At 50.1% G+C, this 25,955-nt stretch carries 19 protein-coding genes; 5 read left to right on the top strand and 14 right to left on the bottom strand.

Features of this window, described 5'->3' with window-relative positions; genetic code table 11:
* Window positions 1-95: 95 nt before the first annotated feature.
* Window positions 96-509 (top strand): FAD-dependent oxidoreductase, encoded by a 414-nt coding sequence (locus ACO0U8_RS19610; RefSeq protein WP_238485023.1) that lies wholly within the window; start codon window positions 96-98, stop codon window positions 507-509.
* A gap of 80 nt (window positions 510-589) precedes the next feature.
* Here the strand turns inward: ACO0U8_RS19610 and ACO0U8_RS19605 are convergent, their stop codons facing one another.
* From ACO0U8_RS19605 to gapS6a, 3 genes are all read right to left on the bottom strand, one after another.
* The gene (locus ACO0U8_RS19605) at window positions 590-1,216 is read right to left on the bottom strand and encodes a DUF2971 domain-containing protein (RefSeq protein WP_421671453.1); all 627 of its coding nucleotides are present in this window, start codon (window positions 1,214-1,216) and stop codon (window positions 590-592) included.
* Between the two features lie 533 nt (window positions 1,217-1,749).
* Window positions 1,750-5,118, bottom strand: a complete 3,369-nt coding sequence (locus tag ACO0U8_RS19600) for a hypothetical protein (RefSeq protein ID WP_421671452.1) — start codon at window positions 5,116-5,118, stop codon at window positions 1,750-1,752.
* Window positions 5,119-5,121: 3 nt separating this feature from the next.
* Window positions 5,122-5,451 (bottom strand): GapS6a family protein, encoded by a 330-nt coding sequence (gene gapS6a / locus ACO0U8_RS19595; RefSeq protein WP_421671451.1) that lies wholly within the window; start codon window positions 5,449-5,451, stop codon window positions 5,122-5,124.
* A gap of 521 nt (window positions 5,452-5,972) precedes the next feature.
* Between gapS6a and ACO0U8_RS19590 the strand changes: the two genes are divergently transcribed.
* Window positions 5,973-6,575: a LysE family translocator gene (locus ACO0U8_RS19590; RefSeq protein ID WP_421671450.1), complete on the top strand. Its 603-nt coding sequence runs from the start codon at window positions 5,973-5,975 to the stop codon at window positions 6,573-6,575.
* 104 nt (window positions 6,576-6,679) lie between these two features.
* On the opposite strand, the gene ACO0U8_RS19585 is transcribed toward ACO0U8_RS19590, so the two are convergent.
* Window positions 6,680-6,925 (bottom strand): hypothetical protein, encoded by a 246-nt coding sequence (locus ACO0U8_RS19585; RefSeq protein WP_421671449.1) that lies wholly within the window; start codon window positions 6,923-6,925, stop codon window positions 6,680-6,682.
* Window positions 6,926-7,092: 167 nt separating this feature from the next.
* Between ACO0U8_RS19585 and ACO0U8_RS19580 the strand changes: the two genes are divergently transcribed.
* A complete protein-coding gene (locus tag ACO0U8_RS19580; RefSeq protein WP_421671448.1) occupies window positions 7,093-8,130 on the top strand; it encodes an aminopeptidase in 1,038 nt (345 codons plus the stop codon).
* 75 nt (window positions 8,131-8,205) lie between these two features.
* Here the strand turns inward: ACO0U8_RS19580 and ACO0U8_RS19575 are convergent, their stop codons facing one another.
* The 4 genes from ACO0U8_RS19575 to ACO0U8_RS19560 form a co-directional block, all read right to left on the bottom strand.
* Window positions 8,206-8,937 carry a phosphoadenylyl-sulfate reductase gene (locus ACO0U8_RS19575; RefSeq protein WP_136377494.1) on the bottom strand — a complete coding sequence of 244 codons (732 nt, stop codon included), beginning with the start codon at window positions 8,935-8,937 and terminating at the stop codon, window positions 8,206-8,208.
* A gap of 24 nt (window positions 8,938-8,961) precedes the next feature.
* Window positions 8,962-10,698, bottom strand: a complete 1,737-nt coding sequence (gene cysI, locus ACO0U8_RS19570; RefSeq protein WP_056773082.1) for an assimilatory sulfite reductase (NADPH) hemoprotein subunit — start codon at window positions 10,696-10,698, stop codon at window positions 8,962-8,964.
* A 27-nt stretch (window positions 10,699-10,725) separates the two neighbouring features.
* Entirely contained in the window at window positions 10,726-12,528 is a 1,803-nt protein-coding gene (cysJ, locus tag ACO0U8_RS19565; RefSeq protein ID WP_122096447.1) for an NADPH-dependent assimilatory sulfite reductase flavoprotein subunit, read from the bottom strand.
* A gap of 343 nt (window positions 12,529-12,871) precedes the next feature.
* Complete coding sequence (locus ACO0U8_RS19560) at window positions 12,872-13,861, bottom strand: hypothetical protein (RefSeq protein ID WP_421671447.1); 990 nt, start codon at window positions 13,859-13,861, stop codon at window positions 12,872-12,874.
* A 168-nt stretch (window positions 13,862-14,029) separates the two neighbouring features.
* Here ACO0U8_RS19560 and queD point away from each other — a divergent pair, with 168 nt between their 5' ends.
* The gene (gene queD / locus ACO0U8_RS19555; RefSeq protein WP_056772857.1) at window positions 14,030-14,392 is read left to right on the top strand and encodes a 6-carboxytetrahydropterin synthase QueD; all 363 of its coding nucleotides are present in this window, start codon (window positions 14,030-14,032) and stop codon (window positions 14,390-14,392) included.
* A 10-nt stretch (window positions 14,393-14,402) separates the two neighbouring features.
* On the opposite strand, the gene queE is transcribed toward queD, so the two are convergent.
* The 6 genes from queE to rlmD form a co-directional block, all read right to left on the bottom strand.
* Window positions 14,403-15,074 (bottom strand): 7-carboxy-7-deazaguanine synthase QueE, encoded by a 672-nt coding sequence (gene queE / locus ACO0U8_RS19550; RefSeq protein ID WP_056773084.1) that lies wholly within the window; start codon window positions 15,072-15,074, stop codon window positions 14,403-14,405.
* A 165-nt stretch (window positions 15,075-15,239) separates the two neighbouring features.
* On the bottom strand, window positions 15,240-16,544 hold the full coding sequence (gene eno, locus ACO0U8_RS19545) for a phosphopyruvate hydratase (protein WP_056772870.1): 1,305 nt from the start codon (window positions 16,542-16,544) through the stop codon (window positions 15,240-15,242).
* A gap of 81 nt (window positions 16,545-16,625) precedes the next feature.
* On the bottom strand, window positions 16,626-18,263 hold the full coding sequence (pyrG, locus tag ACO0U8_RS19540) for a glutamine hydrolyzing CTP synthase (RefSeq protein ID WP_056772874.1): 1,638 nt from the start codon (window positions 18,261-18,263) through the stop codon (window positions 16,626-16,628).
* Between the two features lie 334 nt (window positions 18,264-18,597).
* Window positions 18,598-19,416: a nucleoside triphosphate pyrophosphohydrolase gene (gene mazG, locus ACO0U8_RS19535; protein ID WP_136376058.1), complete on the bottom strand. Its 819-nt coding sequence runs from the start codon at window positions 19,414-19,416 to the stop codon at window positions 18,598-18,600.
* A gap of 79 nt (window positions 19,417-19,495) precedes the next feature.
* Window positions 19,496-21,739: a GTP diphosphokinase gene (gene relA / locus ACO0U8_RS19530; protein WP_056772881.1), complete on the bottom strand. Its 2,244-nt coding sequence runs from the start codon at window positions 21,737-21,739 to the stop codon at window positions 19,496-19,498.
* A gap of 9 nt (window positions 21,740-21,748) precedes the next feature.
* Complete coding sequence (gene rlmD, locus ACO0U8_RS19525; protein WP_421671446.1) at window positions 21,749-23,113, bottom strand: 23S rRNA (uracil(1939)-C(5))-methyltransferase RlmD; 1,365 nt, start codon at window positions 23,111-23,113, stop codon at window positions 21,749-21,751.
* 63 nt (window positions 23,114-23,176) lie between these two features.
* On the opposite strand from rlmD, the gene barA reads away from it, so the two are divergent.
* Complete coding sequence (gene barA / locus ACO0U8_RS19520; RefSeq protein WP_421671445.1) at window positions 23,177-25,927, top strand: two-component sensor histidine kinase BarA; 2,751 nt, start codon at window positions 23,177-23,179, stop codon at window positions 25,925-25,927.
* Window positions 25,928-25,955 lie beyond the last annotated feature (28 nt).

Below are 25,955 nucleotides of genomic sequence, written 5' to 3'. Positions count from 1 at the left end.
CCTGCTGCGGCATATCGTTAGCCCAATGACGTATTAGACATCTATACGGCTGTCTATTAGGATCGCACCACCAGGGATAACGATATGACTCACCCATGAAAATTAAACATTTACCTCTTGATCAAAATATCAATGGCTGGGCCGCGCTGCGGGGTATTACGCCACGTCATCCCGGCTTGCACGGTAAGGTTACGGCTGACTGGCTGGTGATTGGCGCCGGGTTTGCGGGGCTGGTATTTGCACGGCGAATTGCCGAACTTCGTCCGCACGAAGACGTGGTGGTGCTTGAAGCGCTGGATGTTGCGGATAATGCCTCGGCGCGTAATTCGGGATTTGTTATCGATTTGCCTCATACCGTCGGCAGCACGTCGGCTGAGCTGGAGCAGGCGCATACTTATCGCCGCCTTTTACAGTACGGACTTCAACATCTGAAAGACACCGTCGATCAGCATGGGATCGCGTGCGACTGGCACACAGCAGACAAACACGTGACGCTGAAGGTCTGCTGAGAGCGAGGAGCGGACGTTGAGAGATCAAAAACTATATTATCTCGCTATATGATGTTGCAAAACATACGTTCATTTGATTCTTATGTTGCACTTGTTCCATATGATTTCCATTGCGTATTTTCAATCAATGTTGACCTCACAATAGGGATGCTCTTGCATCCATCTATCATTTTAAGAAGTTTCACAACATTCACCCTCAAGCTAGGGTGCATCCATGGGCTAAGAGTTATTCTGGTAATTGAAGAAATATCAATCGGGACATCGAGGGAGAAAGCTTTATCGGACTCTGATTCCCACAATGCTCTGAACTCTTTTTCATGCTTGTAAGGTATTCGCTTAACAAATGGTAAACGGGCAATCGTTGGACGATTATCACGCAACTCCTTCAAGGCGAGGTAGGTTACCTCTTGAAATTTCACTCCTTTGGCTTTGGAGAACGCTGTCTCAAGTTTTTCGGAATCGAAGTTAACACATACTCCAGAAGCTCCGGATGAGAACACCCGCCAATGATGGTATGTCTCTGATTCTTTAGTGAAACATAGCGCAAGCACTGATTGTAACTCCTTCTTCTCCTTATAGGTCGCAAGAAAGTAAGAGTCATTCTTGTCATCCCAGAAAGAAGGGTCGAGAAGAGTCAGTTTTCTGTTTGTTAAAATCTGAATTAGCGCCGGAAGATCCGTGTATCGTCTATAGCTTACCTTTCTCATCACTGCTCCTTTCTACCCAAATGTCACCTCAGGCATCTGATGCCAAAGATATTAAGTTTAACTAATTTATATATTTTCAATCTTCAAAAAATTAAAACTTAAACGCATTGTTTTTCATCATTAACGTTTCACTATTGAGACTTATAGTTAAGTCGAAAAAATTTAACGCCCGCTTCTGGCACAAAGCGGAAGTACGTCCCAAGCAAGGTCCGCTATGAGCGATGAACGGACGTTAAATTGCCGGAATTTTTCTGGAAGAGAATGGTTCGTTTTGACGGGATACTCACAATACGATTCGGATTATATCAGAGGTGGTAAAGCCCTGAACGAGTTTAGGATCAATTTTTACCCGCTCGTCCAGTGGTGGGATAAACTACGGATTTTAAAAGGGAAAGCGGCGTCGCGGGGTGGGCGAGGGGAAAGTTAGGCACTCTATGCGTAAACCCCAATCTACGTAAGATAACGAAAATGGCCAGGGATGATACAAACCAGCCCATACTATGCGTCGTTTAGTTTCTACTGGGTTTATGACTTTATTTATCATTGTTATTATTGATGGATAATAGAGAGTTTTCAAGATCAGCAGTTATAATAGGCAAGAGTGTATTGATTTTTCTTATATCCATAAAATGTCCAAATGCAAAATTACTGGCCAACTGAGAAATTAATTTATGCATTATGGATGAACGAAGGTTATATGTTAGACATATTATAAAAACAGATAGCTTTTCCTCACTGGAAGCTTTTTCCTTTGTGCGCACAATGGCATTACAGCATGCATTAAAAACCTTATCAATATTATACCCATAAGGGTTAACCTCATAAGTGTTATTTTTTGGAAGGACAACATTCCCCATCAAGTCCGTTGCTAATGCCTTGTTAAGATAACTATAAAAAACAGAGCGCATAAATGTATTCATTTCAATCTTATCATTATAATTACCTGAATACTTATTTATTAACGCAGAAATATATAAGCCATGTGAGTCTGTTTTTGACGATGAAAGGTTCATAAAATCAAATTGTGGAAGGGAGTAGGGAAATTCAGAAACACAATGAAGTTGAACTCCCTCTTCACGAGAAGAGAACGTTACTTCTCTGGCAGCATCCAAAAATATCGAATTTGTGTTAGAAAGATCGCTACCAAAACAAGCGTGAACATATGAGGCTAGTTGAGTATCAATTGTAAGAAATTTCAAACTCGTATTTTTTAAAGCATACAAAAACTTAAGGTAATTAGTTGTGGCTACTTTTGCAAGGATAGAAAACTCTTTCGGCGAGTTTGTTATTTGTAAATCAAGGGGAACAAGTGAAGGCAAAATGGCCTTTAAGTTTTTTATAAATCCTTTGAAAGCAATGTTTATTTGCTCTGGAGTGGTTATTAATACTTGACCATCACCACCAATATTCATAGACATATAATTAGCATCGCTGATGTTATTTAGCCATGCATGAATACTTTCAATATCCTCTTTAATGAGGTGTATTTCGACCCCTTGATTTACAAAGTGTTGACTCAATGATGACAGGCAAAGATAAACAACAGTGATGAAATCAGTGCAGATAATTTTTCCAAGCGGTGAACCATCATTTATAAATTCAATGTATTTAGATTTCTTTTGCGTAAGAAGACGTAAAGAAGACTTTATCGGATCGCTCTTATCCAAAAGACTTGTTTGAAGACCGAGGAATACTCTATCACTAAAATCGATCACTTGCTTATCTGTGTTTTGTGGCAGAAGAGATATTAAGCTCTCTAACATTTTCTCAGGTTCGTCTGGTAGTTTAATTATCTGAAAACCGTCAGAACCATCATTTGACTCATGCCTTATGGTATTTGCTAATCTGTATACGGCAACATACGGGGGAATCTTTTCGTGTAAAGTAATTAACTTATTCCCAACACGTGTTTTTATTCCAGGTGTAGCACTTAAAAGACTCATTGCTATGAGGGATGAGTCACCCAGGAAATACTGACTTTGTTTTTGATTGTTCTTGATGATTAATTTAGTGAGTGTAGAACCGGAATCATCGTATTGGAATCCGCATATACAATTTCCCAAATTATAAGAGGGAGTATGTTCACCACGCTGAGCACCAATTATAAGATTATTTCCAACATCTGAAACAAATTTGGAATGATTTTCTGGGTTAATAATAAAAAGATTTATCGATACAATTTCGATGATATCAAACCGCCTAAGTTTTGATAAAATACTTAATAATATGTATAGGCTTGGTGATGGTGAACAAACTGTAGAACAGTCAAATGCGTCAACTTCCTTTTCTACTTCAGCCTCTTCACCCAATAAATCAAGTGTTCTCAACTTAAGACCAATGAATTCTAGATCCTTAGAATTGTTAACACGAGGAAAGACGGCTTCCGCTGATTTAGGAAGATAATGGTAAAGATAAGATTCAATTAACTGATAATAAATAAAATCTGGTTTATCAGCATCGGATATGTCTTTTTCAAAGTCGTGAAAATTAAGATAACGAGCACATGAATATAGATTGATAAGATACTGGATAACAAAAGGTGAACACCAAAGTTTTTTTCTGTCGCCTACGTACTTAGCCATAATCTCACATGCATCATACTGAAGCTCTATTTCGCATAGCATATCGGAAATGAGGAGTATGGTTATAGATGAAACAGTCTCATACAAATCCTCTTCAGACTCTAAGACTTTTGATATAACGTCCGAAATTTTTTCATTTTCTTTGATAACTAACAGAACCAAAAGACGATAAAGACTACTCTCCAGATCGCTATGACTACCTTTAATCTCCAATCCTTTTAGAGCCCAAATGTAGAGTTCATTAGAGGTCATTACCTCTTTGGCTAATAGAAAATAAGATATATCAACCTCAGACATATTAGAAGCATTACGAACGAACTCTACACGATATGCACTATCATTTTTGCACCTTTTAGCTACTGATATTTTATTAGACTCATCAAATGAAGTTTCTAAAAAAATAGATTTAAATTCTTTAGCGAAATCCTTATGTACTTTCTCAATGAAATCTAAGTTATCCAGGCATAGGTTACGCAGCACAACATTACGTTCCTTCGTAAAGATGTATAACGGGACTATGATATTAAATAGTCTGATATCCCTGCCGTGATAGTCACTCATAAACGTAACTATATTATTGGTTAATTCGTCTACTTTATTCTTCATTATTTGAGAAAGAACCCAGTAATCGCAATTTTTCAAATAAGGATTTAAAGCAACAGCCTGTGCATAGAAATAAATAACTTCTGAGTTATGACTTTCATAATTTATTTTCAAATATTTTGCAAGTTTACTAGCCTCATCGGAAACCCCTACACGCATCAATCCGGCAATAAGACCAATCAATTCCTCTTCTGACAAATTGTATTTTTTTTCAACGAGCGCCAATAACTCTTGTTTATTTGAGAAAAGTTCGAGAACAACAGCTTTGCTGTAGTTACCGGAAATGCTATAAGCCATAAGCCTATTTCTGGCTTCCACTTCCCCTTCTTGAATAAGTGATGCTCTCAATGCCAAAGAAATAGCAAAGTCTTTGATCATCAAGTCATTGGATGAGGAGATTATTCTTTGCAAGTTACCTAAATCAACTTGGCTATTTGCATCATCAATGAGATCGCACCTTACATCAATTAAATTTAACAACCAGTGTACTTCATCACTCAGGTTAGTTATGCTTGATATGAAGTTCAATTTATCTCGAGCATCATCCGTATTTCTATTTGAAACAAGTTTGAGAATTTCTTGAATGGGTAACTTCAAGTCGCCAGGAATTACAGTGCTCTTTCCAATATAGAAATTTGCGTTTTCAATATTGTAGTCAATTTTACCTCCTAACACATTATCACCGTCACCATAATGTGTTTGAGTAGTATTTTCCATGTCCTACTTACCTGGATTAATGATTTTATTGCCACCTACATTATCACCTGAACCAAAATGAGTTTGGTTTATCGTTGATTTGGAAGTTTCAGGTATATTTTTAAGGATTTCGACAATATCGGGTTGGTTGTTCAACTCTTTCTCGATGGCCTTCTCGCTCATATCTTCATTTAAGCCAAGCTTTTCTAGCTTCTGAGCCAATATCTCAGCATGTTCGTCATTGGTGATAAATTCAGTTAACTTATTTTTAATACCATCTTTAGTAAAGGACAATCCTTTAACGAAGAGATCATATATTGCTCTGGCAAGAAGTGCTGTGGTAAGTGCGGTCATTTCTATATCCTCTTTCACAAATATCTAAGTAGGTGGTTCTAGAAAAATAATTTTAACTTGATTTACGATTTAAGCAATTTTTTACTATCAGTAATAATGACTCATGACAACCTACAGAAGCATTAATTTCACATAGGATGCATAGAGTGGTAGTGAAACTATCAGATAGTAGCAACTGTCTAGACGTCTAGTCTTGTAGATAGGCTTCATGCCTTCGTTCTACCAGGAGATTCATGCTAGGAATTAAGTTGTTATGGGTAATAGTAGGGGGAGTATGGCACCTCCAGCCTACGGTAGAGCAAACGAGTTTTCGAGGGGATTACTGCACTAAGTCACCTGAATGGGGTGAAACGTCCGCTTCTGGCACACAGCAGACAAAACACCTGACGCTGAAGGTCTGACGAGAGCGAGGAGCCGACCTTTCATTCATGGTGGCTATATGTTTTCATTGTGTTAAATACAACATTCTCGAAGCGCCTTGACTGGCAATACAGTAGAGCGTCAATGACTATCAAAAATCTATGGATCTAAACCTTCTTGGGTTTATGCCAGCACTACTCCCTGTTGCACTGTCCCCCGGAGCAAGCTTCACTGTTGTTATGAGCGGTGCTCTGGCAGGCGGTCACAAAGGATTGTTCAGGACTCTTGCCGGAACAGCTTTGGGCATTTATACCCACGCAGTTCTCATAGGGTTTGGTATTACCGCTGTGCTCATATCGTCTCCAGCAATTTTTGCTGTGTTGAAATTTTTCGGAACTGCCTATCTGCTCTGGTTAGGAGCGATGCTTATACGCAACGGCATAAGGGCAAACCCAGAAGGGTTTGCTGATACGAAGCATTCGGTGACTTTAAGAGAGGCCTGGATAGCGAATGTTTTGAATCCTAAAGCCATCATTTTCTATCTGACAGTCGTTTCGCAGTTCGCAGGGGTACAGGGAGGTGTTTGCAACTATCTGACACTGGCATCAGTACATGTAGTCGTTATGAGCGTTTGGCTTTACGCTGTTAGCCAAACACTGATCTTTTCAGTAAAAAAAACCAACCCATTAATGCTCAAAAAATACGTCAACATTGCGGGCGGGATGTTGCTAATTGCTTTTTCTCTGCACAGCCTGATCCCGTAATTCATCACCTATAGCGACAACGTCCGCTCTTGGCCGATTTCTGCTTGTCACGACCGACAGCTATGGCCGACTGTCGCCGGTCAAGCCAGCAGCCTTGTCGCTATTTAGTAGCCATTTGGTGTGGAGTGCAAGAATTTACCGCCTTTAGCTTCAACTACCGAGCGAACGGCCCCGGCGTATGATTTCGAGCCGATAAATGCAAGTTGTAATTTAGGAAGCATAGTTGATGTGTTACTTAAAGCTGCAATGGCTGAGTTAGCTGCAAAAGAACTATTAGTTACTAAATGGAATATAGAGCGCCAGGCGGCGCTCGGTCTTGCGGGATTTTTCTCTGCCTGAATATTTTTCATGACCCTTTCGCCTATGGTGGTCGCGACAAAAAGAGCGATTTCGGATTTGGGAAATTGTCTATTGGCTCACACAATCGCATACTATCCGCCCTGTAAGACCGCCACGCGCGGCCTGCTGCTTTGATTGCCTTCCGGTCACCCTGACCAATTTACAAGGATTTTTGGCTATGTTTTCTTTCTTACGCATGAAGCTGTCGCTGCTGGCTTTAGGCCTGAGCTGCGCCGGTATGGGCCATGCGCTGGCGGCCACTGCGCCGCTTCTCCCGATGGGCAAAATTGCCAGTCAGCAAATTCGTCATATCGCCACCTATTTTCCGGGGCGGATGGCAGGCAGTCCGGCGGAGCTGATCGCCGCCGAATATCTGAATCAGCAATTTACTAAATTCGGTTACCAGAGCAATCTGCGCGGTTTCGATACCCGTTATCTCTACACCAGCAACGACGGCAAGCAGGACTGGCATACCCTTCATGCCACATCGGTGATCGCCGCGCGCGCCGGTGAAGTGCCACAGCAAATCATTGTGATGGCCCATTTCGACACCTATATGCCGCAAAGTGACGCCGATACCAATCACAACCTTGGCGGCCTGACGTTGCAGGGTGTCGATGACAATGCGTCCGGCATCGGCGTGATGATGGAGCTGGCCGAGCGGATGGAAGCCATCCCGACGCATTACAGCCTGCGTTTTGTTGCGCTGAGTGCCGAAGAAACCGGGGCGAAAGGCGCAGAAGATTTTATCAAGCGGATGAGTGCCGAAGAGAAGAAAAATACGCTGCTGGTGATCAATCTGGATTCACTGATCACCGGCGATAAGTTGTATTTCAACAGCGGGGTGAACACCTCGGCGGCGGTGGCTAAACTGACCCGCGTGCGGGCAATTAATATTGCACACAGTCTGGGGATCCCGGCGGAGAGTCATGCAGGGGCACATTGCTGTGAAGGTTTACAGGCGCTGGACGATGCGCGTCTGCCGCTGCTGAATGTCACTGCCACCAATTACGCGCTGGGTAAAAAAGACGGCGTCCAGCAACGGGCGATCAGCAGCCATTTCCCGCTGGGCACTGCACGGTATCAGAGCCAGTTTGATAATCTGCAATATCTCGACAGCGTGTTACCTGGGCGCATCGACAAGCGCGCCAGAGACAGTGTGAAAGTATTGTTCCCGCTGCTGAAAGCGCTGGCGAAACCGGCAAAACACGCCTGACTTTTTACCGGCCGTGCAATGGAAAACGGACGCGATAAGCGTCCGTTTTTTTATTGGGAAAGATGCAGCGAAGGATTATTCGTGCAGGCCGCATTCACGTTTCAGACCAAAGAAGCGCGTGTCTTCTTCCTTCATCCCTTCTTCCCACTTTTTCGTGGTATGGGTGTCACCCACGGAAAGATAGCCCTGATCCCAGAGCGGGTGATAACTCAGACCGTTGTCTTTCAGATATTGGAAAATCTGACGATTGTCCCAGTCGATAATCGGCAGGAGCTTAAACACCCCGCGCTGAACCGCCAGCACCGGCAGATGCGCACGGCTGCCAGACTGCTCACGGCGCAGACCAGCGAACCAGGTCTGCACGCCGAGTTGCTGAATCGCACGGTTCATCGGCTCAACTTTGTTGATCTGATTGTACTGTTCGATCCCTTCTACGCCCTGTTCCCAAAGCTTACCGTAGCGCGCTTCCTGCCACGCGGGTGACTGTTCTGCGCGGAACACCTGCAGATTCAGGTTCAGCTGTTCAGTGAGCGTATCGATGAACTGATAAGTTTCCGGAAACAGATAACCGGTATCGGTAAGGATCACCGGAATATCGGATTTCTGCTGAGTCACCAGATGCAGACAAACTGCCGCCTGAATGCCGAAACTGGAGGAAAGCGCGAATTCGCCGGGCATGTTTTCCAGCGCCCATTGCACACGCTCCTGTGCCGACAGCTTTTCGAGGCTGACGTTAATTTCCGCCAGCGCCATCGCCTGCCCGGATTTCGGTAACTCATTCAATTGCGCAAGACTGAGTAAACTCATAGCGTCTCCGATAAGTCGTCGTGCTTAATCGTAAAAATCACGAGCCGGATCGAGCACCGGCCTGATGATGCCTGCGCGGATCACAAAGTCGCCGAAGCCTTCGTTTGTTTCGCGCTCTTTTGCCCAGCGACCCACCAGCTCATCGATGATGCTCAGGATCTCTGTATCAGAAATATTTTCGCGGTACATACGCGGAATGCGCGTACCCGCACGGTTGCCGCCAAGATGCAGGTTGTAGCGGTTCATCGCTTTGCCGACTAAACCGATCTCAGCCAGCAATGCACGCCCGCAACCGTTAGGGCACCCGGTGACGCGCAGAACGATATGTTCATCGCCTACGCCGTGGCCATGCATGATACCTTCGACTTTGGTCACAAATTCCGGCAGGAAGCGTTCTGCTTCTGCCATCGCCAGCGGACAGGTCGGATAAGACACGCAGGCCATCGAGTTTTTGCGCTGCTCGGTGACACCGTCGTCGATCAGGCCGTGATTACGCGCCAGCGTTTCGATCGCGTCTTTGTCTTTTTCCGAAACACCCGCCACGATCAGGTTCTGGTTAGCAGTAAGCCTGAAATCGCCTTTATGGATCTTAGCAATTTCTGCAAGACCGGTTTTCAGCGGCTTGCCCGGATAATCGAGAATACGGCCATTTTCGATAAACAGCGTCAGGTGCCATTGTTTGTCGATGCCTTTAACCCAACCGATGCGATCGCCGCGACCGGTGAATTCATAAGGGCGGATATCCGCAAACTGAATCCCGGCGCGTTTTTCAACTTCGGCTTTGAATACCGGCACACCCACGCGTTCCAGGGTGTATTTGGTTTTGGCGTTTTTACGGTTAGTACGGTTACCCCAGTCGCGCTGTGTGGTGACCACCGCTTCGGCCACGGCCAGCGTATTCTCCAGCGGAATAAAGCCCAGCTCGCTGGCGGTGCGCGCGTATGTGGCTTTATCGCCGTGTGCGATAGAAAGCCCGCCGCCGACCAGCACGTTGAAGCCGACCAGTTTGCCGTTGTCAGCAATTGCCACGAAGTTCAGATCGTTAGCGTGAAGATCCACATCATTTTGCGGCGGGATCACCACGGTGGTTTTGAACTTACGCGGTAAATAGGTTGCGCCGAGGATCGGCTCTTCGTCGGTAGTTTCGACTTTTTCCTGATCCAGCCACACTTCGGCGTAAGCCCGCGTGCGCGGCAGCAGGTGTTCGGAGATTTTCTTCGCCCACTGATACGCTTCCTGATGCAGTTCTGACTCCACCGGATTCGAGGTACACAACACGTTACGGTTAACGTCGTTGGCGGTCGCCAGCGCATCCAGACCCAGCTTGTTCAGCAGCTGATGCACGGGTTTGACGTTCGGCTTGAGAATGCCATGGAACTGGAATGTCTGACGGTTCGTGATACGGATGCTGCCGTAAATCGTGCTGTCATCGGCGAATTTGTCGATGCCAAGCCACTGCGCAGGCGTCATCACACCGCCCGGCAAACGGCAGCGCAGCATCATGGCATGACGCGGCTCCAGTTTTTGCTCGGCACGTTCGGCACGGATATCACGGTCATCCTGCTGATACATGCCGTGGAAACGGATTAACAGGAAGTTGTCACCGTTAAAACCGCCAGTCAGGCCGTCTTTTAAATCTTCAGTGATGGTTCCGCGCAGGAAATTGCTTTCCTTTTTCAGGCGCTCGGCGTCAGCCAGCGGGGCGTCGACGATTAACGGGCCCGGACCGGGATTGAGTTCACTCCACAACTTATTGCTCATAAGGTTTTCGCTCATTGCTCAAATTCGTTAATACACGTCGCGCTGATAACGGCGATCCAGGCGCAGCTCACTGAGGTATTCGTCGGCAGTTTCCAGATCCATCACGCCATATTCAGCGATGATCTCCAGCAACGCCTGCTCGACGTCCTTCGCCATACGGTTAGCGTCGCCGCAGACATACACGTGTGCGCCTTCCTGCAACCATTGCCAGACTTCCGCACCTTGCTCGCGCAGTTTGTCCTGTACGTAAACTTTTTCAGCCTGATCGCGTGACCATGCCAGAGAGATATGGGTCAGCAGGCCGTCTTTCACATAACGCTGCCATTCCACCTGATAGAGGAAATCGTCTGTAAAGTGCGGGTTACCGAAGAACAGCCAGTTTTTGCCAGTTGCGCCATCGTTATCGCGTTGCTGAATAAAGGCGCGGAACGGCGCGATGCCGGTACCCGGACCAATCATAATGACCGGCGTTTCAGGATTGGCTGGCAGGCGGAAGTTGTCGTTGTGCTCGATAAACACTTTCAGTTCGCCATCTTCTTCCAGACGATCCGCCAGATAACCGGATGCACCGCCAGAACGCGGACGGCCATCGATATCGTAACGCACCACGCCAACGGTAATATGGACTTCAGATTCGGTTTCCGCCTGCGAAGAGGCAATGGAATAGAGGCGCGGCGTCAGCGGACGCAGTAAATCCACCAGCTGTTGAGCATCCAGCTCAGTCGGCGCGCGGCGCACCATATCGACGAACGGCACGGTCTGCGCGTAGTGCTGAAGCGCAGACTTATCCGCCAGTAAACCGGTCAGTTGTTCATCACGACACAGACCGGCGTATTTCTCAATGATAGGCGTGGTGTTCTGGGTCAGTTCAATGTGGTGTTGCAGGGCGTCTGAAAGCGACAGTTTTTTATCATTCACTTCAACGGTTTCATCGCCTTTCAGCCATAACAGCTCGACGATTTCCTGCACCAGCTGCGGATCGTTTTCAAACCAGATGCCCAGCGCATCGCCTGGCTGGTAGCGCAAACCGGAATCACCCAGATCAATTTCCAGATGACGAACGTCTTTATCAGAATCCCGACCGGTAATTTTCTGGTTTACCGCGAGGGTCGCCGTCAGCGGCAATTCCTTGGTGTAAGGGCTGCTGTCGACCTGATTCACACTGCCCGCCAGCGTCGGTGCAGGCTGTGCAGAAACGTCAGCCGGTACGCGCTGTTTCAGTACATCGACTATGCGTTTGCGCCACGCCTGCGCCACGTCTTTGTACTCAACGTCGGCATCCACGCGGTCTAACAACCGCTCCGCGCCCAGCTCCCCCAGACGGGTATCAAAGTCTTTCCCGGCCTGACAGAAGAATTCGTAAGACGTATCGCCAAGTGCAAACACCGCAAAGGCGGTATCTTTCATTTGTGGCGCTTTTTTGGATTGCAGGAATTTATGCAGCGCGACGGCTTCTTCCGCCTGCTCGCCTTCGCCTTGCGTGGAGGCCACGATCAGCAGCAGTTTTTCCTGTCCAATTTGCTTGAATTTGTAGTCACCGGCGTTAACCAGATTGACGTTCAGCTTCGCGGCGATCAAATCGTCACGCAGTTGCTCGGCAACGCGGCGGGCATTGCCGGTTTGCGATGCGGAGATCAAGGTGATCGACGCCGCTGCCGGGGCGGAAACTGGCGCAGAAACCACGTCAGGTTGCTGGTTTACCCTTCCCCAGAAATAACCGGAGAGCCAGGCCATCTGAGTGGGTGAGAAGTCACCCGTCGCCGATTGAAGGCGGGTCATTTGCTCGGGGGTCAGCGGGAGCAGTGAATTTGGAGGAGCCTGAGTCGTCATCGCGGTACGAATTCCCTTATGCAGAAGCCAGTCATCAATCCGGCCTTTTACGCTTTTGGCGCCCTTTGCGGTTCAACGAGCGCGCAGGAAAGACCTTTATTGTTTGTAAGGTTAACGAGGCGGATGATAACAATTAAAGAAGTGATGGAAATAATAAATAACCAAAAGGACTAAGAGCATTTAGAGGTAAGTTCTAGCGGAAAAACTGGTAAGTGAAGATTTTTATCGCACTGAAATCGCTAAAAAAATTCCCGCACACTTTTCAGGCCCTCAGCAAAGTGCCGGATAGATAAAGAAAAACCCCGCCAAAGCGGGGTGATGAATTTTTCTCATTAACCGCACATCAGAGATGGAAGGCGTTGTGCTGCTCGAACCAGGCAAACTGTCCGGCGGCGAAAACCGACATCTTACTGCCGCTGTGCCCGACGTCAGAGAGATCAACAAAGTGCCAGTTAAATGGCGTGTTATTTTGCTCAGCCCGTTGCTGCGAAGTCGTGAAATAGCTCTCGGCACGATCCAGACGGTTGGCACCCTGCGCCATGGCCTGCTTGGATTTACGCAACAGATGATTTTCCGGATCGTCATCTTCTGCACCCACAGCAATCAGCAACGGTTTGGCGAAGTAATCGTCCAGTTGCTGCTGACTGACCGCGACCGGTGCCTCACGCAGGCCGTAGGGCCAGCGCTGATCGGTATCGGGCAGAGTCCACCACCCTGCCGCCGCGCACACCGCTGCTTTGACATTGGGTTGCGGTAACAACGTCAGCATACGGTGTACAAACTGGCAGCCCGCACTGTTGCCAAACAGATAGTATTGCTTCTGGCTGGTCACACCCTGCTTTTGCAGCGTGGTAAAAATGTTGTCAACAATACTGAATGCCCACTGGGATTTCGGCTGGCGGTGGTGGGTTTTGCTGTCCACCAGATTACCGAGGTTATAACCCGCGGCACCCGGAAAATCCTGCTCGCTGAAATGCGGCACCACAACCCGCAAATGATACTGATCGGCCACGGTCATCCAGTCATTACGATACGTGGCCGCATTGCGATCGACACCGGTCATGACCATCACGACAGGCGTGGTTTCATCTGCACCGGCGGGCTGATAGGTGAAAACTTCCAGCGTCTTTTTGCTTTGCGCCAGAGGAATATGCATCACGCCAGCGCCCGGCGGAAACGTCACTGACACTTTCGCCGCCACCGGCGCTTTCGCCTCGGGGTGAACGGTTTTCGCCACCGCGGGTGCAGGAACCTGTTCGGGCGAGGCGGTTTGTGCCTGAACGCCAGCAGAGATAAACAGCGCCAGGACAGCGCAACGTAGCACAGTAATCATTCACTATCTCAACAGGTTAGTTTCTACCGGCTCACTGTATGCCAGTAACGCTGGCAGTGTAAAGGCAGTAAAAGTCAGGATTTGGTGAAGAAAAGCGCAGTGAAGTCATGGCACGCAGGGCGGTATTCCGGTACTATGCCGCGTTTTTTCGAGCAACGAGACTGCCTCATGACCACCACATTATTTAAAGATTTTCAGTTCGAAGCCGCCCACCATTTACCGCATGTGCCTGCCGGGCATAAATGCGGACGGTTGCACGGCCACTCTTTCACCGTGCGTTTAGAAATCACCGGTGAAGTGGATCCGTATACCGGCTGGGTAATGGATTTCGCCGATCTGAAAGCCGCGTTCAATCCAACGCTGGAACGTCTCGATCACTACAATCTGAACGATATTCCGGGATTAGAAAATCCGACCAGCGAAGTGCTGGCCGCGTGGATCTGGAACGAGATGAAACCGAAGTTACCTTTGCTCAGCGCCGTGCGAGTGAAAGAAACCTGCACTGCGGGCTGCGTTTACCGCGGCGAATAAACATCGCACGTTATGCGATGTTTAAGTATTTGTGCGTCTGCATCGACAGCCGCCAGTTCCTTGCAATGCAGGTCGCGATGCAAAGTCTGGTGGCTTCTTCTTTTTGGCTGATCGGCTGCAGGGCGATAATTCGCGCTTTGCTGTCAGTCAGTGTTTCCAGCAACGTATCCAGAGCGTCGATATCCCGCTGACGCGCCACCGGATGTTTCACTTCATCAGCACGTTTCAGTGCCTGCGGCAGAATGTCATAGCCTCCGCGCATATTCACCTTTGGCGAAACGGTCACCCAGGTGTTCACCGAACAACGCACTTCATGCGTGCCGCTGGTTTCAATCTGGCAGCTGAACCCGTTCTTCTCGAGCAGCATCGTCAATGGCATCAGATCATAAATACACGGCTCGCCGCCGGTGATCACGATATGGCGGGCGGTGTAGCCCTGCTGCACAATGATGTCCAGCAACTGCTCGGAGGTCGCATTGCCCCATGCATCGCTCTCTTCCGTTTTGACCAGAATGCGCTGCATATCGACTTCCCGATCGGCAATTTTATCCCAGGTGTGTTTGGTGTCGCACCAGCTGCACCCCACCGGACAGCCTTGCAGGCGTACAAAAATCGCCGGCACGCCGGTAAAATAACCTTCCCCTTGCAGGGTTTCGAACATCTCATTTATCGGGTACTGCATCTTTTTCTCAGTCATCTCTAAAAAATCAGCGCGCATTATCACAGATAAGACCTGTGGGACCAAACCTGAGCTGTAAATGAGTATGGCAGATTTCTGTTGCGGGACCTTTCAGGCATAAAAAAACCCGCCGAAGCGGGTTTTTAGAAAGAGTTTACAGCGCAGTAATTACTGGCCTTTCACTTCTTTCAGACCGTTGAACGGTGCAGGTGTGCCTTGTGCAGCCAGCGCTTCTTCGATACGGATCAGCTGGTTGTATTTAGCAACACGGTCAGAACGGCTCATAGAACCTGTTTTGATCTGGCCGGCAGCAGTACCTACAGCCAGGTCAGCGATGGTTGCATCTTCAGTTTCGCCTGAACGGTGAGAGATAACGGCAGTGTAGCCCGCGTCTTTCGCCATTTTGATCGCAGCCAGAGTTTCGGTCAGTGAACCGATCTGGTTGAATTTGATCAGGATGGAGTTAACGATGCCTTTATCGATACCTTCTTTCAGGATCTTGGTGTTGGTAACGAACAGGTCGTCGCCCACCAGCTGGATTTTGTCGCCCAGCACTTTAGTCTGGTATGCGAAACCATCCCAGTCAGATTCGTCCAGACCGTCTTCGATAGAAACGATTGGGTATTGTTTGGTCAGGTCTTCCAGGAAGTGAGTGAACTCTTCAGAAGTGAAGGCTTTGTTGCCTTCGCCTGCCAGAACGTATTTGCCATCTTTGTAGAATTCAGATGCTGCGCAGTCCATCGCCAGAGTGATGTCTTTGCCCAGTTCGTAGCCTGCTGCTTTAACCGCTTCCGCGATCACAGACAGTGCTTCTGCGTTAGAACCCAGGTTTGGCGCATAGCCACCTTCGTCACCAACAGCAGTACCCATGCCTTTAGATTTCAGAACTTTAGCCAGGGTGTGGAAAACTTCAGAACCCATACGGATGGCTTCTTTCAGCGTTTTCGCGCCAACAGGCTGGATCATGAACTCTTGAATATCAACGTTGTTATCAGCGTGTTCGCCGCCGTTGATGATGTTCATCATAGGCAGTGGCATAGAATATTTGCCTGGGGTGCCGTTCAGTTCTGCGATGTGAGCGTACAGTGGCAGACCTTTAGAGGCAGCCGCCGCTTTAGCAGCAGCCAGGGAAACAGCCAGAATCGCGTTAGCACCGAACTGAGATTTGTTCTCAGTACCGTCAAGATCGATCATGATCTTGTCGATGTTAGCCTGGTCTTTCGCGTCTTTACCCATTACTGCCTGAGCAATTGGACCGTTAACAGCAGCAACGGCTTTCAGTACGCCTTTGCCCAGGAAACGGGATTTGTCACCGTCACGCAGTTCCAGCGCTTCACGGGAACCAGTAGAAGCACCAGATGGTGCAGCAGCCAGACCAACGAAACCGCCTTCCAGATGAACTTCAGCTTCTACGGTCGGGTTACCACGGGAGTCGATGATTTCACGACCGATGACTTTAACGATTTTGGACATTAGGATTTCCTCAGTACAAGTTAACTAAAGCTTCGGACAAGTGATCCCAGGCAGCCTGCCCCGCACCACTTCCCCGGTATTTTATTTTACCTGACGCTTCTGATACTCACCGGCAGCCTTCACGAAGCCTGCAAACAGCGGATGACCATCACGCGGCGTAGACGTAAATTCTGGATGGAACTGGCAAGCCACAAACCAAGGATGATTTGGCAGCTCGATGATTTCCACCAGTTGCTTATCGCCAGAGCGACCGGCTACGCGTAAACCTGCGGCTTCGATAGGTTTGAGCAGCATATTGTTTACTTCGTAACGGTGACGATGACGTTCAACTATTGTCGGTTCGCCGTACATCTCACGAACCAGGCTGCCATCGCTCAGGTGACATTGCTGCCCGCCAACGCGCATGGTGCCGCCTAAATCACTGTCTTCGGTACGTACTTCAACGTTACCGTCTTCATCTCGCCATTCGGTGATCAGCGCCACCACAGGGAATTTACAGTCTGGCACAAATTCAGTGGAGTTGGCATTTTCCATACCCACCACATTGCGGGCGAACTCCATCAGTGCCACCTGCATACCCAGACAAATGCCCAGATAAGGAATGTTGTTTTCACGCGCATAACGGGCGGTGGCCACTTTGCCTTCAACACCACGGTAACCGAAGCCACCCGGGATAAGGATAGCGTCCAGGCCTTTGAGCACTTCAACACCACGGGTTTCGACATCCTGAGAGTCGATAAGTTTAATGTTCACGGTCAGACGATTTTTCAGGCCGCCGTGTTTGAGCGCTTCAATCACAGACTTATAGGCGTCTGGCAGCTCAATATACTTACCGACCATCCCGATGGTGACTTCACCACCCGGGTTCGCTTCTTCGTAAACCACCTGCTCCCACTCGGAAAGATTCGCTTCCGGCGCATTCAGGTTAAAACGCTTACAAATATAGTCGTCCAGACCCTGAGATTTCAAGAGGGCCGGGATTTTATAAATGGAATCAACATCTTTAAGAGAAATAACCGCTTTTTCTGGCACGTTACAGAACAGAGCGATTTTCGCACGTTCGTTCGCAGGTACTGCGCGATCGGAACGGCAAATCAGCACGTCAGGCTGGATCCCGATGGACAGCAGCTCTTTGACGGAGTGCTGAGTCGGTTTGGTTTTGACTTCACCGGCAGCCGCCATGTACGGCACCAGCGTCAGATGCATATACAGCGTGTGCTCACGGCCCACGTCAACGGCCATCTGACGAATCGCTTCCAGGAATGGCAGGGATTCGATATCACCCACGGTACCGCCGATTTCCACCAGCACCACATCATGGCCTTCGCCGCCTTCGATGATGCGTTCTTTGATGTTATTGGTGATGTGCGGGATAACCTGAATGGTCGCGCCGAGATAGTCGCCGCGGCGCTCTTTGCGCAGCACGTCGGAATAAATACGGCCAGTGGTGAAGTTGTTACGACGGGTCATTTTGGTACGAATGAAGCGCTCGTAGTGACCAAGGTCCAGATCCGTTTCAGCGCCATCTTCGGTAACGAAGACTTCGCCGTGTTGGGTCGGGCTCATGGTACCGGGATCCACGTTGATATACGGGTCCAGTTTCATCATAGTCACGTTGAGGCCACGGGCTTCGAGAATAGCCGCCAGAGAGGCTGCGGCAATGCCTTTACCCAGAGAGGATACGACCCCGCCGGTCACAAAAATATAATTAGTTGTCATGCTGAACCTGAGAGGTTAGGTTTAAAGATGATGGAGTAACCAAGACGGGAAAACAGTATACCGGAACCTTGTGTGCGCCACAAATAAACGTTTTGCTGCCCATCATCGTTTTCCTCAGCGTCAGTTCAGAAGAGTTAATCCTGCAGGTCACATTCTCTCAGTCTTTCAAAAACAACCAGTTAGCGATTAAAATTGTGTGGTGACTCTCATCCATCCGTAAAACATCTTAGATTTCAGTTTGTTGTACTTTAATGCTCTCAGATCAGGCTTTTATCTGCCGAATGCCGTTGAGCTTAACCGTTTCAGCAACGGCAGATCTTGTCGCCGATCAAAGTCAGAGCACAGGTTTTACCGCTTCACCCTGCTTTACCTGCTGCCAGGCGGCTTCCATCTGCTCTAAGGTCGCGTCTTCCATGCTCAGCCCCTGCTCGCGGATGATGTTTTCAACCTGACGGAAACGACGCTCGAACTTACGGTTAGCGGCTTGCAGCGCATCTTCTGCTTTATGACCTAAATGGCGGGAAAGGTTAACCGTCGCGAACAGCAAATCGCCGATTTCCTCACCGAGTTTTTCTTCGTCGATCACCGCCTGACGCGCTTCAAACATCACTTCATCGATTTCTTCATAGACTTTATCCAGCACCGGGCCGAGCGTGGTCCAGTCGAAGCCGACGTTTGAGCAACGCTTCTGAATTTTGTGCGCTTTCATCAGCGCAGGCAGTGCGGATGGAATATCATCGAGCGCCGAATGCAGTGATTTGTCCGCCCGCTCCAGCGCCTTGCGCGCTTCCCATTTCACCAGAACGTCTTTGCTGCTGGCGTCTTTTGACCATGCAGCCTCGCCACCAAAGATTTGCGGATGACGGCGCTCGAGTTTATCCGAGATTGCGTTGCAGATATCGTCGAAGCCAAACAGCCCCTGCTCGCTGCCCATTTGGGCGTAAAACACCACCTGAAACAGTAAATCGCCCAGTTCATCACGCACCTCGTCATAATCCTTACGCGCGATGGCATCCAGCACTTCGTAAGTTTCTTCCAGCGTATACGGGGCGATAGTCTCGAAGGTTTGTTCTTTATCCCACGGGCAACCTGCCGCCGGGTCGCGCAGGGTTTTCATGATGGTGAGTAAGCGTTGCAGGGGTGATTCGGTCATGAGATCTGTCCGTTTAAAAAGGGGTATGCCAAAGCAGGAATGAAAAAGGCCCGGCTGGCGGGCCTTTACGTTTATACGATCAGTTGCCGTGCAGGCGTTTGGCGTCGATGACATCCGGCAGCTGGTTCAGTTTGGCGATCACGCGCCCCAGAACCTGCGGATTGTAGATCTCGATATCCATATCGATGGTCGCCAGTTGCTGTTTGGTATCACTGCGGCTGGCGACGCCGAGCACGTTCACCTTCTCGTTGGCAAGAATGGTGGTGATGTCACGCAGCAGGCCGCTGCGATCGTTCGCCACGACACGCACAACCAGAGAATAGCCGCTGGAGTAGCTTTCGCCCCAGACGGCGTCAACCACGCGCTCAGGGGCGTTCAGACGCAAATCTTCCAGCTGATCACAATCGGCGCGGTGGATAGAAATCCCCCGTCCCTGCGTGATGTAGCCGACGATTTCGTCGCCCGGAATCGGCTGGCAGCAGCGCGCAATGTGGTGCATCAGATTGCCCACGCCTTCCACCACCACGCGTCCGTTATCTTTACTGCCATTACGCTGTGGAGCCGGCGTGGTTTTCTGCGTCAGCTGACGCATCGCCTCTTTATCCAGCTCTTCCGCACTCGGCTTTTTCAGCTGCGATTGCAGGAAGTTGACCATCTGGTTGATGCGGATATCACCGTTGCCAATGGCGGCCAGCACTTCGTCCAGCGAATTGACGTTATAGCGCGGCAGCAGCAGTTTCTCGGCATCTTTGATGCTGATATCCATACGGTCCAGTTCGTCGTCGAGGATCTGCTTACCGGCAATAATATTTTTGTCGCGATCCTGTTTACGGAACCAGTTTTGGATCTTCGACCGCCCGCGGCTGGTCGTCACGTAACCGAGACTCGGGTTCAGCCAGTCACGGCTTGGGTTCGCATGCTTCTGGGTGATGATTTCAATCTGATCGCCCATCTGCAACTGATAGGTAAACGGCACAATGCGCCCGCCGATTTTTGCCCCGATACAGCGGTGCCCGACATCACTGTGGATGTGATACGCAAAATCGAGCGGCGTGGAGCCCATTGGCAGGTCGATGACATCGCCTTTTGGCGTAAACACGTAAACGCGATCATCAAAGACCTGGCTGCGCACTTCGTCGAGCATTTCGCCCGAATCAGCCATCTCTTCCTGCCACGCGATAAGTTTACGCAGCCACGCAATGCGGCCTTCGTAGCCACCGCTGCGACCACCCACCACGGCGGTACCTTCTTTGTATTTCCAGTGCGCCGCGACGCCCAGTTCGGCATCTTCATGCATCTGGCGGGTACGGATTTGCACTTCCAGCGTTTTACCGCGCGGCCCTAACACCACGGTGTGAATCGACTGATAACCGTTCGGTTTCGGGTTGGCGACGTAATCGTCGAATTCATCCGGCAGATGGCGGAAATGGGTGTGCACAATCCCTAACGCGGCGTAGCAATCCTGTAAACGTTCCACCACGATGCGCACGGCGCGCACGTCGAACAGTTCGTCAAAGGACAGGGATTTTTTCTGCATCTTGCGCCAGATGCTGTAGATGTGTTTCGGCCGGCCATAGACATCAACTTTGATGCCTTCTTCGCCCATCGCATTTTTCACGGTGGACACAAAATCATCGATGTACTGTTCACGGTCGATACGACGCTCATGCAACAGTTTGGCAATGCGTTTGTATTCATCAGGATGCAGATAGCGGAAACAGAAATCTTCCAGCTCCCATTTGAGCTGGCCGATACCGAGGCGGTTAGCCAGCGGCGCATAGATGTTGGTACATTCTTTTGCCGCCAGTACGCGCTCTTCTTCCGGCGCGTCTTTCACTTCACGCAGATGCGCGATACGTTCGGCAAGTTTCAGCACCACGCAGCGGAAATCTTCCACCATCGCCAGCAGCATACGGCGGACGTTGTCCACCTGCTCGGAGGCCATGGAGTCATTTTGCGTGGCTTTCAGCTGGCGGATGGCATCCATATCACGCACGCCGTGCACCAGATCGGTAATGCCTTTACCGAACTGCTCCGTCAGCGTGTTTTCATCAATGATGCCATCATCGACCAGCGGGAACAGCAGCGCGGCGCGCATACTGTCGTTGTCCATACTGAGGGTCGAGAGGATTTCCACCATCTCAAGACCGCGCCACAATAAGAGCGACGCGTCCGGATGGCCCTGCGTTTGCTGCTCGCAGTAGCGCCAGGTTTCGGCTAAACGGTCACATGACTGCTGGCTGGACAGCCCCAAACTGTTAATCCAGTCGTCGAGCGCAAACTCGCCAGCCGTGTTCAGATGTGCACTTCTTACCGCAACCATACCCTCTCCCTACGTGTCTGACACAACCCCGGTGTCAGATGGGTTGATAAACAGAGCCATCGATTCAAGGTGCCCGGTGTGCGGAAACATATCCAGCATACGAACCTGAGCCAACCGATAACCCGCCTCCAACAAAATTTTACTGTCCCGAGCCAATGTCGTGGGATTACAGGACACATACACCACGCGCTGCGGAGCAAGCTTTACGATATGCGCCATCACGCCCGCCGCACCACCCCGTGCAGGATCCAGCAAGACTTTATTGAAACCTTGCGCCGCCCAGGGTTGCTGACTGACGTCGTCCTCCAGATTTTCGTGGAAGAATGACGCATTTTCTAATCCGTTATTTCGGGCATTATCTTGCCCATTCGCCACCAGTGTAGCAACACCTTCAACTCCGACAACCCGCTTAGCTCTTTTTGCCAGCGGAAGGGTGAAATTTCCCATGCCACAAAACAAATCCAGCACGCGATCTTCTGGCGTCAGCGCCAGCCATTCCAGCGCCTGTGCCACCATTTTCTGGTTCACGGCGTCATTAACCTGAATAAAATCACGCGGGCCGAAGGTCAGGTTAAGACCATCAATCTGATACGTTGGCGCCTCGCCGTGCAAACGCTCCAGCGTCTCGCTGTCAGGTGCCAGAAACAGCGTTAACTGATGGTGCTGTGCAAACGCGGTAAGACGCGCGCGATCCGCCTCGCTGAGCGGATCCAGATGGCGCAGCACCAGCAATGCGCCGTTATCGGCCAGCACCATTTCCAGATGCCCCAGCCGCTTCGCCGCCGTCAGTGACGACAGACATTCCTGCACCGGCACCAGCAGTTGCTCAAGCTCAGGGCGCAGAACCGGGCAGCGGGTGATCGCCACCAGATCGTTTGATCCTTCCTGACGAAAACCCATCACCAGCGGTCCGTTCCCCGGTTTTCGCCCTGGCTTCGCGCCGGCGATTTGTAATCCGAGACGCGCACGGCGCCGGTAACCGTATTGCGGACCGGCGATCACCGGTTGTTCTTCGGGCTGAATACCGGTTTCCCGGGAGATCAGCCGTAACAGCGAGGCGGATTTGCTGCGCTGCTGTAATGCTTCACTGGCGTGCTGTTGCTGGCAGCCCCCGCAGACAGAATAGTGCGGACACGCCGGTTTTACCCGGTCGGCGCTGGTGGTCAGCAAACGTTTCAGTCGCCCTTTGGCGTACTTACTTTTATCTTCTGTTAAAATCACTTCCGCCTGCTCGCCGGGCAATACGCCACTGACAAACACGGCTTTACCGTTATGACGCGCAACACCCTGCCCGAAAGCATCAAGATCGGTGGCGGTCACAGTTATCGTTTGCCGGGTCGTCACACGGCGGTTCGGAGAGTAGAATTGAGCCATTATTGTCGATTGCACGCTGGTTTATTAAGCTTACTTTAGGTAATTCTCCCACATTGGAACCTCATGACCAAATATAGCCTTCGCGCACGGATGATGATCCTGATTCTGGCACCGACATTAATGATCGGTTTGCTGCTCAGCACCTTCTTTGTGGTTCACCGATACAACGAGTTGCAGAATCAGCTGATCGACGCCGGAGCCAGTATTATTGAACCCCTGGCCGTCGCGAGCGAATACGGAATGACGTTCCGGGAGCGTGAACCGGTGAAGCGCCTTATCAGCCGTCTGCACCGCAATCATTCAGACATTGTCCGCAGCATCAGCGTTTTTGATGGCGACAATAAGTTGTTCGCCAGCTCCAATTCCCTGCATGAAGGCAGCCCGCTGCAGGTCAAAAGCGTAAAAGATATCCCTCGCGAACTGACCCAGGCACGTTTCGGCGATTCGCTGATCCTGCGCACCCCGGTTCAGGCGGAGAATCATACCGAGGCGGATGATGACTCGTTCAGTTCGTCTCCTGAGCATACCCTCGGTTATATCGCCGTTGAGTTAGATCTCAGCTCGGTCCGGCTGGCGCAATATCAGGAGGCCTTTGTCTCGACCATGCTGTTATTGCTGTGTCTGGGCATTGCCACACTGTTCGCTTATCGCCTGATGCGCGACGTCACCGGGCCTATCCGAAACATGGTCAACACCGTTGACCGCATCCGTCGCGGGCAACTCGACAGCCGTGTGGAAGGCAACATGCCCGGCGAACTGAGTATGCTAAAAAACGGCATTAACTCGATGGCGATGTCGCTGACGGCGTACCACGAAGAAGTGCAGCAGAATATCGATCAGGCCACGTCCGATCTGCGGGAAACGCTTGAGCAGATGGAAATCCAGAACGTCGAACTGGATCTGGCGAAAAAGCGCGCTCAGGAAGCGGCGCGTATCAAATCTGAATTCCTCGCCAACATGTCTCATGAGCTGCGTACCCCGCTCAACGGCGTAATTGGTTTCACCCGCCAGACGCTTAAAACTCCGCTCTCGCCGACGCAGGCTGATTATCTGCAAACCATTGAACGTTCAGCGAATAACCTGCTGACCATCATCAATGACGTTCTGGACTTCTCTAAGCTGGAAGCCGGTAAACTGGTGCTGGAGCACATTCCTTTCTCGCTGCATGAAATGCTCGATGAAGTGGTGATCCTGCTGGCACATACCGCGCACGACAAAGGCCTCGAACTGACGCTCAACGTGCACAACAACGTGCCGGAGAACGTGCTGGGCGATCCGATGCGAATGCAGCAAGTTGTCACTAACTTGCTGGGAAATGCGATTAAGTTCACTGAATCCGGCAACATCGACATCAATGTCGAGCTGCGTTCGCAGAACAATTTGCAGGTCGAGCTGGAGGTGCAGATCCACGACACCGGCATCGGGATTTCAGAGCGGCAGCAATCGCAACTTTTCCAGGCTTTCCGTCAGGCCGATGCCAGCATTTCGCGCCGCCACGGCGGCACCGGATTAGGCCTGGTGATCACCCAGCGTCTGGTCAAAGAGATGGGCGGCGACATCAGCTTCTACAGCCAGATCAACCGCGGTTCAACTTTCTGGTTCCACGTCACGCTGGAGCTGAATGAAAACCGTCATGTGACACCGGTTTCTATGAGTTCCCTCGAAGGTAAACGTCTGGCCTATGTGGAAGCCAACCCGGCCGCCGCCAAGGCTACGATGGAAATTTTGCAGGCAACACCGCTTGAGGTCACGCATCGCACCTCCCTTGCCGCACTGCCGGACAACTACTACGACATGATGTTGTGCAGTATTCCGGTCAAACCAGAACAGACGCTGGCAGATTATGACGACCGGTTAAAACGCGTGCTGAGCATGACGCGGCACCTGCTGCTGGCGCTGCCAAGTCAGTTCCAGGTTGAGGCTGAAGAGCTCAAACGCCGCGGAGTGCAGGCGTGCCTGATCAAACCGATGTCCAGCATCCGCCTGCTGCCATTGTTGTTGAAAGAGCAACAACCGGCAGTGAGGATCCTCGGTTCAGATGAGACTAAAGCGGCACGACTGCCGCTCACGGCAATGGCGGTGGATGATAATCCGGCCAACCTCAAACTGATTGGTGCGCTGCTGGAAGAGCTGGTGGAAACCACCGTGCTGTGTCACAGCGGCGAAGAAGCGATTGAAGTGGCCCGTCATACTGATCTGGACATCATTTTGATGGACATCCAGATGCCGGATATAGATGGCATTCGTGCCAGCGAAATCATTCATCAGATGGCGCGCCACGCCAGCACGCCGGTAGTGGCGGTCACCGCCCACTCACTGAGCGGCGAACGTGAACAGTTTCTCAAACTGGGTATGGACGATTATCTGGCGAAACCTATCGACGAAGGCATGTTGAAAAACGTCCTGTCGCGTCATTACTCTCATCAGAATCAGCAGGATTCTCCGCTGCAAACGCAGGAAGATCTCGCGCCAAATAACACGCTCGACTGGCAACTGGCGTTAAGCCAGTCCGCCAATAAAGTTGCACTGGCGCAGGATTTACTGCAAATGCTGGTGGAATTCCTGCCACAGGTCGCCGTGCGTGTGGATGCCGTCGCCAGAGGTGAAACCGACGACGATATCCTCGCGCTCATCCATAAACTGCACGGCAGTTGCAGCTACAGCGGCGTCCCGCGCCTGAAGCAGCTGTGCTATTACATCGAACAGCAACTGCGTCAGGGCGTTGGGGTAGAAACTCTGGAACCGGAATGGTTTGAACTGCTTGATGAGATTGAGAATGTGAAACGGGCTGCGGTGGCGTATTTACCGAGGTAGGTGGAGGTAAAGAGTTAAACGTTTCATA

Origin of the sequence: Rahnella sp. EDr1-12 (assembly GCF_049206505.1) — a bacterium.
Lineage (GTDB): Bacteria > Pseudomonadota > Gammaproteobacteria > Enterobacterales > Enterobacteriaceae > Rahnella > Rahnella rivi.
Note: the sequence above shows the minus strand (reverse complement) of the source record. Positions and strands in the feature narration are given on the sequence as shown.